The 12,976-nt window shown below is 73.0% G+C and carries 14 protein-coding genes; 11 read left to right on the forward strand and 3 right to left on the reverse strand.

Annotated features, from left to right (window positions below; genetic code table 11):
* Nucleotides 1-52: 52 nt before the first annotated feature.
* From ACIBR0_RS07280 to ACIBR0_RS07330, 11 genes are all read left to right on the forward strand, one after another.
* Nucleotides 53-682 (forward strand): DUF4178 domain-containing protein, encoded by a 630-nt coding sequence (locus tag ACIBR0_RS07280; RefSeq protein ID WP_396713141.1) that lies wholly within the window; start codon nt 53-55, stop codon nt 680-682.
* On the forward strand, nt 683-1,189 hold the full coding sequence (locus ACIBR0_RS07285; protein WP_357028879.1) for a DUF2617 family protein: 507 nt from the start codon (nt 683-685) through the stop codon (nt 1,187-1,189). It abuts the gene before it with no gap.
* Complete coding sequence (locus tag ACIBR0_RS07290) at nt 1,186-1,611, forward strand: DUF4247 domain-containing protein (RefSeq protein ID WP_357028882.1); 426 nt, start codon at nt 1,186-1,188, stop codon at nt 1,609-1,611. The genes ACIBR0_RS07285 and ACIBR0_RS07290 overlap by 4 nt, the downstream gene beginning before the upstream one ends.
* Nucleotides 1,612-1,653: 42 nt before the next feature.
* Nucleotides 1,654-2,076, forward strand: coding sequence for a DUF350 domain-containing protein (locus ACIBR0_RS07295; RefSeq protein ID WP_396713143.1), 423 nt, complete (start codon nt 1,654-1,656; stop codon nt 2,074-2,076).
* Nucleotides 2,076-2,876 (forward strand): hypothetical protein, encoded by an 801-nt coding sequence (locus ACIBR0_RS07300; protein ID WP_396713145.1) that lies wholly within the window; start codon nt 2,076-2,078, stop codon nt 2,874-2,876. The genes ACIBR0_RS07295 and ACIBR0_RS07300 overlap by 1 nt, the downstream gene beginning before the upstream one ends.
* Nucleotides 2,873-4,438, forward strand: coding sequence for a polyamine aminopropyltransferase (locus tag ACIBR0_RS07305; RefSeq protein WP_396713147.1), 1,566 nt, complete (start codon nt 2,873-2,875; stop codon nt 4,436-4,438). Before ACIBR0_RS07300 ends, ACIBR0_RS07305 begins: the two co-directional genes overlap by 4 nt.
* 86 nt (nt 4,439-4,524) lie before the next feature.
* The gene (locus ACIBR0_RS07310; RefSeq protein ID WP_396713149.1) at nt 4,525-5,316 is read left to right on the forward strand and encodes a hypothetical protein; all 792 of its coding nucleotides are present in this window, start codon (nt 4,525-4,527) and stop codon (nt 5,314-5,316) included.
* 72 nt (nt 5,317-5,388) lie between these two features.
* On the forward strand, nt 5,389-6,048 hold the full coding sequence (locus ACIBR0_RS07315) for a hypothetical protein (RefSeq protein WP_396713151.1): 660 nt from the start codon (nt 5,389-5,391) through the stop codon (nt 6,046-6,048).
* Between the two features lie 9 nt (nt 6,049-6,057).
* Nucleotides 6,058-6,867, forward strand: a complete 810-nt coding sequence (locus ACIBR0_RS07320; RefSeq protein WP_396713152.1) for an SDR family NAD(P)-dependent oxidoreductase — start codon at nt 6,058-6,060, stop codon at nt 6,865-6,867.
* Between the two features lie 167 nt (nt 6,868-7,034).
* On the forward strand, nt 7,035-7,574 hold the full coding sequence (pyrE, locus tag ACIBR0_RS07325; protein ID WP_357028900.1) for an orotate phosphoribosyltransferase: 540 nt from the start codon (nt 7,035-7,037) through the stop codon (nt 7,572-7,574).
* Between the two features lie 57 nt (nt 7,575-7,631).
* Nucleotides 7,632-8,009: a metalloregulator ArsR/SmtB family transcription factor gene (locus tag ACIBR0_RS07330; RefSeq protein ID WP_357028903.1), complete on the forward strand. Its 378-nt coding sequence runs from the start codon at nt 7,632-7,634 to the stop codon at nt 8,007-8,009.
* Between the two features lie 88 nt (nt 8,010-8,097).
* On the opposite strand, the gene ACIBR0_RS07335 is transcribed toward ACIBR0_RS07330, so the two are convergent.
* The 3 genes from ACIBR0_RS07335 to ACIBR0_RS07345 form a co-directional block, all read right to left on the reverse strand.
* Nucleotides 8,098-8,811 (reverse strand): VTT domain-containing protein, encoded by a 714-nt coding sequence (locus ACIBR0_RS07335; protein ID WP_357028906.1) that lies wholly within the window; start codon nt 8,809-8,811, stop codon nt 8,098-8,100.
* Between the two features lie 107 nt (nt 8,812-8,918).
* Nucleotides 8,919-11,435: a polynucleotide kinase-phosphatase gene (locus tag ACIBR0_RS07340; protein ID WP_396713155.1), complete on the reverse strand. Its 2,517-nt coding sequence runs from the start codon at nt 11,433-11,435 to the stop codon at nt 8,919-8,921.
* Nucleotides 11,432-12,877 carry a 3' terminal RNA ribose 2'-O-methyltransferase Hen1 gene (locus ACIBR0_RS07345; RefSeq protein WP_396713157.1) on the reverse strand — a complete coding sequence of 482 codons (1,446 nt, stop codon included), beginning with the start codon at nt 12,875-12,877 and terminating at the stop codon, nt 11,432-11,434. The genes ACIBR0_RS07340 and ACIBR0_RS07345 overlap by 4 nt, the downstream gene beginning before the upstream one ends.
* Between the last annotated feature and the right edge of the window lie 99 nt (nt 12,878-12,976).

The following is a 12,976-nucleotide window of genomic DNA, read 5'->3' on the forward strand; positions in this document are numbered from 1 at the left end:
GAGGTGCGCGTAGTTGTTACCGTCTCCGCCGACGTACCTGGGGAGGTTGTCGGTGAGTGAGTCGGTGGCGTACCTGTTGGCGGCGATGGGCTGCCTGGTCGCGGTGGCGGGTGTGGCGGTCGCCGTGGTAGCCGTGAGCCGGTCCCGGTCCCGGTCCCGAGCGACCGCCGCCAAGGGGCCGGGGGACCCCTTGCGGGACCGGGACTCCGACGCGCTGCGCGGCGACCCGCGCCGACTGAAGCCCGGCGACATCGTCGAGATCCGGGGTGTGTCGTACGCGGTGCGCGGCACCATCCGCCTGGTCGAGGGCGGGTGGAGCTGGGCCGAGCACCTCCTCGACGACACCGGGGGTGTCCGCCGTTGGCTGTCCGTCGAGGAGGACCCGGAACTGGAACTGGTGCTCTGGGCGGCCGAGCCGGGCGCGACGGTGACCCCGGGCGCGCCCACCATCGACTTCGACGGCCGCCGCTACAACTGGGACGAGACCGGCCAGGCCCGGTACACGTCGACCGGCACCACCGGCCTCGACCCGAGCGGCACGATGCGCTACCACGACTACCAGGCGCCCGGCGGCGCCCGGCTGTCCTTCGAGGCGTACGGCGAGGCGGGCTGGGAGGTGGCGCGGGGCGAGAAGCTGCTCCGGGCCGAGGTCATGATCTACCCGCAGGCCGAGGTGGGCTGAGTGCTCGTCACCCTGCACACCCCGTACGTCGACACCAGCGCCGCCGAGCTGAGTCTCGCCCTCGACGACGTCGAGCGTCCCGCGCTGCACGTCCTCGACCTCGACCTGCCCGGCGCCGTGCGGCTGCGGCTGCGTCTGCTCGGCGCCTCGCACCAGGTCGTGGTGCGCGCGGCCGGCAGCAGGCTGACCGAGACGGTGGCCTGCCTGCCCGGCCGCAACCCCACGCTCCCGGAGACGCTGCACGACGAGCACGCCGGCTACCGGTTCACCGCCACCGTCCTGCGGCCCGCGGGCCACGGGCTGCGGGACCGGGTGGCCGCGCTCCGCGCCGACCTGGCCGATGACCCGTACGCGCTGGTCGGGGTCTTTCCCGGCGACGTCGACGCGGTGACCGCGCTCTCGGTGCGCCCCGACCCGCCCGACGGCGCCCTCCGCTGGCGTACCTGGCACGCGTACCCGCAGACCAACGAGCTCGTCCTGACCGAAACGGTGGTGGCACTTCGATGACGTACCGACGCTGGTTCGTGGTGGGGGTGGTGTTCGCGGTCATCGGCGCGCTGGTCGCCGCGTTCGCCATCTTCTACGGCAACTTCTCGCCGCGCGGCTTCGTCGAGGACCGGTACACCCGGGCGGCGGCCCGGGACATCGGCAGCCAGGCGGTGGCCTACACGTCGTCGCGCCGGCCGAGCCAGGTGGCCAGGGAGATCACCGACGCCTGGAAGCCGGCCGACCAGTACGTCGACGGCAGTGGCGTCTACCTGCGGTACGACGACGACTCGGTGGTGATCCTGCCGGTCGCCGCCGGTTCGCTGATCCTCCTGGAAGGACTGACCACCGCCTACCCGCGCTACCACTCCACGGTCGGCAACCACTGGGGTTGGGGCCGGGGGAACACCGTCCGGGGCGGCGGCCCCGGCAGCGGCAAGTAGCTACGACACCCCTGAAGACCGACCACATCCCTGGAGCACCCCTTGCAGACCCTCGTCACCGACCTGCTGGTCACCCTCGCCTACGGGGTGGTCGGCATCGTCCTCATGGGCATCGGCTACGTCCTGGTGGACGTGGCCACGCCCGGCAAGCTCCACGAGCTGATCTGGAACGAGCGCAACCGCAACGCCGCGCTGCTGCTCGCCTCGAACCTGGCCGGCGTCGGCGTCATCGTGGTCGCCGCGATCGCCGCCAGTGAGGACGACTTCGTCCTCGGCCTGGTCGGCGCGGCGTCGTACGGGATCCTCGGCCTGGTCGTCATGGCGGCGGCGTTTCTGCTGCTGGACGTCGCCACCCCCGGCAAGCTCGGCGAGATCCTCGTCGACCCCGAGCCGCACCCGGCGGTCTGGGTCTCCGCCGTGGTCCACCTCGCCTCCGGCGCGGTCATCGCTGCCGCGATCAGCTGATGTCGACCGGCAAGCAGCCCGGAGGGCAGCCGGCGAAGACCAATCGGGCCGCGCTGATCTGGATCGTCGTCCTGACGGTCCTGTGCTGCGGAGGGGCGATCGTCTACCCGAGTTGGGGCGCCGTCTTCGGCGACGACGATTCCGACCGGGTGCCGCCGCCGACCGCGCAGGAGCGCGGCGACACCGTGGCGATCCTGGCGCGCACCAGCGCCAGCCAGGGCGTCTGCTACGGCTGGGAGCTGAAGGATTACCTCGGCTACGGTGACCCGGTCAGCGTCGGGTCGAACCTGGGTGACGGGGTGTCGGTCGAGAACAACCCGGCCTGCCCGCGCTGGGTACGGGTGAGCGCGCGGATCTACTACCCGTCCAACAGCAGCGACAGCGACGACAACGCCTACGTGGATGTCGACGGCTCCGCCGACTTCTCCTCCATCGAGCTGCTGCGTATCGGCGCCGGCCTGGAACGGCTCGGAGTCACCGAGGGCGCCTTCATCGACGATCCCGGCTGGGCGATCACCCGTGCCGCGGTGTCGCTGCCGCTGCTTGCCGTCGAGGCGGGCGTCGTCGAGCCGGCCGCCACCCCGACGGCGGCTGCCGCCAGCCCGCCGCCGCTCGCCGACCCGGGCGAGGACCTGTGGCGGGACCGCTGGGGCTGGCTGGTCGGTGCCGCCGGACTGCTGCTGATCACCGTCCTGTTCGTCACCATCGGCCTGGTGCAGCGCCGCCGGCAGCGCGGCGCGGCGGCCACGGTGCCGGCGCAACGCCAGGAGAGCACGACACGTACGCCGGAGAAGGCGTGACCGTCGACGCGCCGGCACGGTGGCGGCTGGCCCGCGCCGCCGTGCTGGCCGCGGTCTTCGTGTGCGCGGCCTGCGGGCTGGTCTACGAGCTCGCCCTGGTCGCACTCGGCAGCTACCTGATCGGCGACACCGTCGGTCAGGCGTCGATCGTGCTCGGCGTGATGGTCTTCGCGATGGGCGTCGGCGCACTCGCCGCGAAGCCGTTGCAGTCCCGGGCCGCCGCCGCGTTCGCGGCCGTCGAGCTGCTGCTTGCCCTGCTCGGCGGCCTGTCCGTGCTCGGTCTCTACGCCGCCTTCGCCTGGCTGGACCTCTACGGGCCCGCGCTGGTGGCGACGGCGTTCGTGCTCGGCCTGCTCATCGGCGCGGAGATCCCGCTGCTGATGGTGCTGCTGCAACGGATCCGGGAGCAGGCCGCCGGCAGCGCCGTGGCGGACCTGTTCGCCGCCGACTACGTCGGTGCGCTGCTGGGTGGGCTGGCCTTTCCCTTCCTGCTGCTGCCGATCTTCGGTCAGCTCAAGGGCGCACTGGTGGTCGGCGCGGTGAACGCCGCCGCCGGGGTCGTCCTGGTCTTCACGGTCTTCCGGCGCGAGCTGAGCCGACGCGCGCGCGTCGGGCTCACCGCCGGCTCCATCGCGGTGGCGCTCTGCCTGGGGTACGCGTGGCTGACCGCCCAGGACTTCGAGGTGACCGCGCGGCAGCAGCTCTACCGGGACCCGGTCGTGCACGCCGAACGCAGCCGGTACCAGGAGATCGTGCTGACCCGGTCGGTCGCCGAGCCGGGCCGCACCGGCACCACGGACCTGCGGTTGTTCCTCAACGGCGACCTCCAGTTCTCCTCGGTCGACGAGTACCGCTACCACGAGGCGCTGGTGCATCCGGCGCTGAACGGGCCGCGCGGCGAGGTGCTGGTGCTCGGCGCCGGTGACGGGCTCGCCGTCCGGGAACTGCTGCGCTACCCCGACGTCCGGCGGATCACCGTGGTGGACCTCGACCCGGCCGTGGTGGCGCTGGCCCGTGCCGAGCCGCAGCTGCGGCGGCTCAACGCCGGGGCCTTCGACGACCCCCGGGTGCGGGTGGTGCACGCCGACGCCTTCGGCTGGCTGCGGACCGCCACGGACCGCTTCGACGCCGTCGTGGTGGACCTGCCGGACCCGGACGAGACGGCCACCGCCAAGCTCTACACCGTCGAGTTCTACGCGCTGGTCGAGGGCGTCCTCGCCGAGGGCGGGCGGCTGGTCGTGCAGGCCGGCTCCCCGTACTTCGCGCCCCGGTCGTACTGGTCGATCGAGGCGTCGCTGCGGGAGGCCGGCTTCGCCGTCACGCCGTACCACGTGGACGTGCCCTCCTTCGGTGACTGGGGCTTCCTGCTCGCCGCGGCCGGTACCACCCCGCCCACCCTGGCGCTGCCGTCCGGCGCGCCCGCGCTGCGCTTCCTCGACGCCGACACGCTGGCCGCAGCCGGCGCGTTCCCCGCCGACCGGCGCCGCGTGGACGTGCCGGCCTCGACGCTGCTGCGGCCCCGGGTGCTGGAGTACGCGCGCGCGGAGTGGCGCGGATACTGACGCCGCCCCGGCGGGTCCGCTCGCCGTGTCCTGCCGTGTTCGCCCGGAGTCGATACGGTGTGGGCGCGATCTAGGGAAGGAGAATCGTGGTCGATCCCCACCACAACGCGCCGGCTCGGGTACGCCCCGCTGTCGTCACGATTTCCAGCTATCTGCTCATCTTCTACGCCGTCCTCTCGGTGCTCAGCCTCATCGTCGCGCTCAGCACCCTGAGCAAGATCCAGGACGTCTACCGGGACGCCTTCGCCGGCACCGACGCGGAGGGCGCGGAGAGCGTCGCCACGATCGCGGGCATCGGCGGCGGCGTCATCAGCCTGCTCTTCGCGGTCGGCCTGGTCGTCCTGGCCCTGCTCAACATGCGGGGCAAGAACGCCGCCCGGATCACCACCTGGGTGGTCGGCGGCATCGCGGTCTGCTGCACCGGCGTGGGCCTGGCGGGCAGCGCGGTCGGCAACTCGCTGGGCGGCCAGAACACCGGCAACGTGCCGAGCCAGGACGAGATCAACCGCCGTCTCGACGAGGCCCTGCCGTCCTGGTACGAGCCGGTCACCACGCTGCTGGCCGTGCTCGGCATCCTCTCCCTGCTGGCGGCGCTGATCCTGCTGGCGCTGCCCAAGGCCAACGAGTTCTTCCGCAAGCCGCAGCAGGCGTGGGAGCCGCCGGTCCCCGGCGCCACCTACCCCGGCTACCCGCAGACCTCGGGCGACCCCGGTTACCCGCAGACGCCCGGCCAGCCGGGCTACCCGCAGGCCCCGGGTTACCCGCCGGCGCCGGGTCAGCCGGGCAGCGGCTCCACGTCGGGCGGCCCCGGGCAGCCGGGTGGCGACGCCCAGCCGGGGTCGGACCGTCCCGGCCCGACCCCGCCGCCGGTGAGTTGACGCTCCGATAACGACGACGACGACGGTCCCTCCGAGTAGGTTGCAACCCGACGCCTACCGGAGGGACCCGTCGTGTCACACCCCGAACAGGCACCGGCCCGCCGACCGGCGGTGGTGACCCTGGCCGTCGCCCTGCTCGTGGTGATGGCACTGGCCGCTCTCGCGTACGCCGTCGCCGGCCTGCTCACCCTCGGCGGCACCGCCGACGACCTCCGGAGGGCCGCTGCCGGCACGTCCGCCCGCCCCGAGGACACCGACGGGGTGGTGGCGCTGCTGTGGGCGTCCGGTGTGGTCTCGGCGGTGGTGAGCGTGCTGGCGGCGGTGCTGCTCGTCGCCCTTGCCCTGGGGCTGCGTGCCGGCCGTCCGGGCGCCCGGGTGGGGACCTGGGTGGTCTCCGGGCTCGGGCTGTTCCTCGGCTGTTGCGGCCTCGCCGCGCTGGCCGGCCAGTGGGCCGTACCGCTGCGGCTGGGCGAGAGCGAGCGGGGCACCGCCGAGCTGCTCGCCCTCGTCGGAGACGCGTACCCGGGCTGGTGGATCCCGTTGGGCGCGGCACTTTCGGTGGGCCAGGTGCTCGGCTACCTTGTGGTGGCCGCGCTGCTGGCGCTGCCGGCCGCGAACGCGTGGTTCCGCCGGCCTCCGGCGGCGGTGCCCGGCCCGCACCACCCGTACGGTCCCGCGCCGTATCCGTACCCGCCCCCCGGGACGCCCGCGTCCCCGTACCCGCCGAGGTGAGGACCGCCCGTGACGCTCGACCAGTCGACCACCGAGCGACGGGCGTTGATCACCGGGGCGACCGCCGGCATCGGCGCGGCGTTCGCCCGACGGCTGGCCGCCGACGGCTGGCATCTGGTGCTGGTCGCCCGGGACGCCTCCCGGCTGGCCGACATGGCGACCGAGCTGACCGGCCGGCACGGCCACGACGTGGAGATCCTCCCCGCCGATCTGTCCACCGACGACGGCTGCGCGACGGTGGAGCGGCGGCTGGTTGAGGGGTCGCCGGTCGGGCTGCTGGTCAACAACGCGGGCATCAGCCTGAACAAGCCGTTCCTGAGGTCGACGGTCGAGGACGAGGCCCGGCTGCTGCGCCTGAACGTGCACGCGGTGATGCGCCTGACCCTCGCGGCCCTGCGTACGATGACTGAGCGGCGTGACGGGGCAGTGATAAATGTCTCTTCGGTTGCGGGTTTCGGGGCGCTCATGCCCGGATCGACGTACTCCGCCAGCAAGGCGTGGGTCACCAACTTCAGCGAGTCCGTCGGCCAGTCCGCACGCCCCTTCGGCGTACGGGTGATGGCGCTGTGTCCCGGCTACACGCGCACCGAGTTCCACGCACGGGCCGGCATCAACATGTCGAAGACGCCGGAGTGGATGTGGCTGCGGGCCGAGGACGTGGTCGACGAAGCCCTTCGTGACCTGCGGAAAGGCAAGCTGGTCAGCGTGCCGGCGTGGAAGTACAAGCTCGCCGTCGCGGGGCTTCGGCACGCGCCCCGGCGGCTGCTGGAGGTGGTGTCCCGGGACACCCGGGGCCGGATCGGCCGGGACGAGCGCTGACCCGTCGGCGCGGCCTGCCGCGCCGTTCCCCTGCTCGAATCCGGTTCAACGGCCCGGCCAACAGTCGCTGAGCGTAGCCGTCCATCGCCACCCATCTCATCGCCCGTAGGGTGATCCGGTCGGGCCCCACACACGGCTCCCAGGGTGGAGCAGTACCCTCTATCGCCATGGGGGCCCACGACGACCTGCGTAAATTCATTAGCGACCTGGCCGTGGTCCATGGACGCGTGGTGCTCTCCTCGGGGCGCGAAGCGGACTGGTACGTCGATCTGCGGCGCGTCACGCTCCATCACCGGGCGGCTCCGTTGGTGGGTCGGGTGATGCGTGACCTGACCGCCGACTGGTCCTACGACGCGGTGGGTGGCCTGACCCTGGGCGCCGACCCGGTGGCCGTCTCGATGCTGCACGCGGCGTCCGGGACGGACCGTCCGCTGGACGCCTTCGTGGTCCGGAAGACGGGCAAGGCGCACGGCCTGCAACGCCGGATCGAGGGCCCGGATGTGGCCGGGCGGCGGGTGCTGGCGGTGGAGGACACCTCCACCACCGGTGGAAGTGTGTTGACCGCGGTCGAGGCGCTTCGTGAGGCCGGGGCCGACGTGGTGGGTGTGGCGGTTATTGTTGATCGAGGCGCCGGCGACGCGGTGCGAGCCGCCGGACTGCCGTATCGGGCGGCCTATACGTTGGCTGACCTCGGCCTTGTGGCGTAAAAGTTTACCGATTCGGATCTGCTGATATGCAGGCGGATCGATGCTCCTGGTGGAAGGATGGAATACGTGGGAACTGCGTTGGCTGATATGACCATGCCTCAGATCTCGCCGCTTGCCGGCGAGCCGATCGAACGTGCCGATGCCGAGCGTCTCGCGGGGGTCCTCAAGGCCCTCGCGGATCCCGCTCGCCTGCGGCTGCTCAGTCTGATCCAGTCGGCCCCCGAGGGCGAGGCGTGTGTCTGTGACCTGACCGCGCCGCTCGGCCTCTCCCAGCCGACGGTCAGCCACCACCTGCGTATCCTCACCGAGGCCGGCTTGCTGGAGCGGGAGAAGCGCGGTGTCTGGGCGTACTACCGGCTGGTGCCGTCGGCGATCGCCACGATCGCCGATCTGCTCACCCCGCCGCGCAAGCGTGCCACCAAGAAGGCGCGCTGACCTTCACCGATCGTCCGGTGCACTCCCCGTGGGGAGAGCACCGGACGGCCGGCCGGGCCGCTGATTCCGCGCCACCCGTGTCGCGCGGTCAGTGCTTGCCGTAGTGCTCCCGGGTCTCCCGGATCGCCTCCTCGGCGGCGGCCATCTCCTGCGGCGTGGTGCCGCGTCGTGCGGCCATCCACGCCCGGAGCAGCTCGACCGCGATCGGGATGACCGAGATCCCGACGATCGCGATGAGGATGAACTCGATGTTCGCCTTGACGAACGGGATCTGGCCGAGGAAATAGCCGAGCACGGTCACGCCGGTGCCCCAGAGGACGCCGCCGATCACGTTGTAGATGACGAACGTGCGGTAGTTCATCCGGCTGACCCCGGCCACGATCGGCGTGAAGGTCCGCACGATCGGCACGAAGCGGGCCAGCACGATGGAGCGCGCCCCGTACTTCTCGAAGAAGTCGTGCGCCTTCAGCACGTTCTCCTGCTTGAACAGACGCGAGTTCGGCCGCCGGAACAGCGCCGGGCCGACTTTGCGGCCGAACGCGTACCCGACCTGGTCTCCCGCGATCGCCGCGATGGTGATGAGCAGGCAGACCAGCCACAGCGGGTAGGTGATGTACTTGCCGTCGGCGGTGAGCAGGCCCGCCGTGAAGAGCAGCGAGTCACCCGGCAGGAAGAACCCGATCAGCAGGCCGGACTCGGCGAACACGATCACCAGGATGCCGAGCAGCCCGAAGGTGGAGATCAACACCTCTGGATCGAGCCAGTCCGGCCCCAGGGCCAGCGTGGTGGTGGGCGTCGACACGAGGTGACCTCCGATAGCTGCCGGTCAGGAACGGAACGCCCCGTAGTCTAGGTGCCGCCCGCGGGCCCCGGTGCTCGACGTCACACCGCCCCCACCCGACCCGCGACCTACAGGCGGGGGTCGACCGGCTCGGACTCGCACGCCAGGATCGCGAAGACCAACTCGTGCCGGCGCCACAGTGGTGCACCGGCGACCAGCGCGTCCAGGGCCGCCAGCCCCAGGCCGTGCTCGCGCAGCGCCATCCCCCGCTTGCGTCCGAGGGACCGGCGGCGGAGCAGGGCGAGCTGCTCCGGCTCGGTGTAACCCGGCCCGTAGATGATCCGCAGGTACTCCCGTCCCCGGCACTTGATCCCCGGCTGGAGCAGGGAACCGCGCTCGCTCCGGGCGGCCGGCCCGGCGTACGGCTTGACCACCATCCCCTCCCCGCCGGCCGCGGTGAGCGCCAGCCACCAACGGGTGGCCTCCGCCTCGGCAGCCGCTTCGGACAGGTCGACCACCTGTCGCCGGGTCGGCGTGAAGAACTCCGGGGCCGCCACGCACAGCCGGTCGGCCAGGTCGAGGTGCCAGCCGTGGTCCCGGTCGGCGTAGGTCGCCTTCGCGCCGGCCAGCACCGCGAACGGCGCGAGAGTCACCCCGCGCAGCCCCTCGGTCGGCCCCACGTACGCCCGGTACGCCTCCGTGTAGGCGACGATCTCGTCCCGGCGGCGGGCCGTGGAGTCCCGCAGGTCGCCCAGGTCCAGGCCCCGGCCCACGGCGGCGTCCAATGCCGCCAGAGCCGCCGGCAGCGCGGCCCGACCGGCGGCGCCGACGCCCGCGTACTGCTCGCGGATCAGGCCGCCCGCCTTCGCCGACCAGGGCAGCAGCTCGGTGTCGAGCAGCAGCCAGTCGGTGTCCAGCTCCTCCCACAGCCCGGCCGCGCCGACCGCCGCCCGTACCCGGTCGAGCAGTGCGGTGTCCAGTGGCTCGCCGAAGAACGGCCGGCCGGTGCGGGTGTGCACCACCCCGCCGCCAAACGGTCCGGCCGGATCGCGGGCGACCAGCACGACGGCGCGGGAGCCCATGTGCTTCTCCTCGCAGACGACCCGGTCCACTCCCGCCGCCCGGTAGTCGGCGAACGCCTGCGCCGGGTGCTCCAGGAAGCCGTCCACCGTCGAGGTGGAGCACGGCGCCATCGTCGGCGGCAGCCACACCAGCCGCGCCGGATCGACGGCGAATCGGCTCATCACCTCCAGCGCCGCGGCGGCGTTCTCCGCCGGCACGGTCAGTGACCCGTACGGGTGCTCGACGTGCCGCCGGCCGGTCACGTCGGCGAGCTCCAGCACCTCGTCGGGGCGGGCCGGCGCGGCGGCCAGCGGACGCGCCGGCGCGTACCACTCACGCTCGGCGGGCACCGACACCAGCTCCCGCTCCGGGTACCGCAGCGCGGTGAGCCGGCCACCGAAGACGCAGCCGGTGTCGACGCAGATGGTGTTGTTGACCCACTCCGGCTCCGGCGTGGGCGTGTGCCCGTAGACCACCATCGCCGAACCCCGGTACTCCCGCGCCCACGGGTAGCGCACCGGCAGCCCGTACTCGTCGGTCTCGCCGGTGGTCTCCCCGTACAGCGCGAACGAGCGGACCCGGCCGGACGCGCGGCCCTGGTACGCCTCCTTCAGCCCGGCGTGCGCGACCACGAGCCGGCCGCCGTCCAACACGAAGTGGCTGGTCAGGCCGTCGACGAACGTCGCCACCTCGGCGACGAAGCCGTCCGGCTCGTCGGCCAGCTGGGCCATCGTCTCGGCCAGGCCGTGGGTGAGCCGCACGTCCCGGCCGCGCAGCTTGCGCAGCAGCTTCTGCTCGTGGTTGCCGGGCACGCAGAGCGCGTGCCCGGCCGCGACCATGCCCATCACCAGGCGCAGCACGCCGGGGGAGTCCGGGCCGCGGTCCACCAGGTCACCGACGAACACGGCGGTACGCCCCGACGGGTGCGTCGCGTCGACCGGCCGGCCCTCCGCGTCGCGGCGCGGCTCCCAGCCGAGACGGATCAGCAGCGCCTCCAACTCGGCGCGGCAGCCGTGCACGTCACCGACGATGTCGAACGGCCCGGTCAGCTCCTTCCGGTCGTTGAACAGCTTCTCGTAGCGGATCTCCGCGGCGTCGATCTCGTCGACCCCGCGCAGCACGTGCACCTTCCGGAAACCCTCCCGGGCCAGCTGCCCGTACGTCCGGCGCAGGTCGCGCTGCATCCGGGCCAGCACCGGACGGCCGAACATGCGGTCGGCGCGCCCCTCGGTCCGCTCCCACGCCAGCGCCTCCGGCACGTCGAGCACGATCGCGACCGGCAGCACGTCGTGCTCCCGGGCCACCCGCACCAGCCCGGCCCGGGCGTGCGGCTGGAGGTTCGTCGCGTCCACGACGGTCAGCCGCCCGGCGCGCAGGCGCTTGCCGGCCACGTAGTGCAGCACGTCGAACGCCTCGGCGGAGGCGGACTGGTCGTTCTCGTCGTCGGCCACCATCGCGCGGAAGGCGTCGGAGGACAGCACCTGGGTCGGCGCGAAGTGCCGGCCGGCGAACGTGGACTTCCCGGAGCCGGAGACGCCGACCAACGCCACCAGGGCCAGCTCGGGGATGTCGAGGGTGGTCATCGGCTCTCCTCCGTCCGGGTCAGCACGGCCAGCTGGGTCGGTGCGCCGACCTCGGGGTCGTCGTCGCCGACCCCACGGATCACGGCCGTGTAGCCGTACGTCGTGGTGACGCGGGCGACCCAGTCGGCGAACTCGGCGCGGGTCCACTCGAAGCGGTGGTCCGCGTGGCGGAACCGCCCGGCGGGCAGCCCCTCGTAGCGCACGTTGTACTCCACGTTCGGCGTGGTCACCACGACCGTCGCCGGCCGGGCGTGACCGAGGACGGCGTCCTCCAGGGCGGGCAGGCGAGGCGGGTCGACGTGCTCGACGACCTCCATCAGCACCGCCGCGTCGTAGCCGCGCAGCCGGTCGTCCCGGTAGGTCAGCGCGGACTGCCACAGCCGGATCCGGTCCCGCTGCCGCTCCGGCAGCCGGTCCAGGCGCAGCCGTCGCGCCGCCAGCGTCAGCGCGTGGGTGGACACGTCCGTCCCCACGACCTCGGTGAACCGGCGGTCGCCGGCCAGCGCGGTGAGCAGGGCACCGCCACCGCAGCCCAGGTCCAGCACCCGGCTCGCCCCGGCCTCCACCAGCGCGGCGAGCACCGCCTCCCGGCGGCGTACGGCGAGCGACGGCACCCGGACGGCGTCCGGTCCCGTCGTGTCGTCCACCACGTCCGGCTCGGCCGCGGTCGGCTCGTCGGCCAGCCGCTGCTCCGCCAGGCGGGCCAGCGCCTGCCCGGCGAGGGCACGCCGGTGCGCCAGGTACCGGCGGCTGATCAGGCCCCGCTCCGGGTGGCCGGCGAGCCAGCCCGCACCGGCCCGGAGCAGCTTGTCCACCTCGTCCGGCGCCACCCAGTAGTGCTTGGCGTCGTCCAGCACCGGCAGCAGCAGGTACAGGTGGTTGAGGGCCTCGGCGACGCGGACGGTGCCGGTCAGCGTCAGGTCGACGTACCGGCTGTCGCCCCACTCCGGGTGCCGCTCGTCGAGCGGGAGCGGGGTGGCGACCACCGTCCAGCCGAGGGGCGTGAACAGCCGGACCGCGACGTCCGCACCGCCCCGGCACCGCAGCACCGGTACGCGTACCTCCAGCGGGATCGGCGTGGCGGCCAGCTCCGGACGGTCCCGGGACTCCCCGCGCAGCGCCGACCGGTACACCTTGGACAGGGCCGAGGAGAGCAGGCTGGACGCCGCGTACGGCCGGTCGTTGACGTACCGCCCGAGGGTGAAGTTCTCCGGAGCCGTCGCCGGCTGCCGGCCGCGGCCCCGGCCCCGCGCGCCGGCCAGCCGCAGCGGGTCCACGTCCAGCAGCAGGGCGGCGGTGCAGCGCTGCTCGTCCGCCTCGGGGTAGAACACGTGCGCGGTGCCGACCGGCACGTCGAAGGAGTGCGCGCGGTCGGGGTGCTTGACCAGCAGGTGACCGAGGTCGGTCGCCGGTCGGTACGTGGTGGTGAGGGTGAGCAGCACGCCGCCCATGGTCCCAGCGCTTCCGATCTTGTGTCGTCCCGTTTTCGCCTCAGGACAGGGCGATGCCCCGCCGACCGGAGGGGTCGGCGGGGCATCCGG

Source organism: Micromonospora sp. NPDC049497, assembly GCF_044465805.1.
Lineage (GTDB): Bacteria > Actinomycetota > Actinomycetes > Mycobacteriales > Micromonosporaceae > Micromonospora.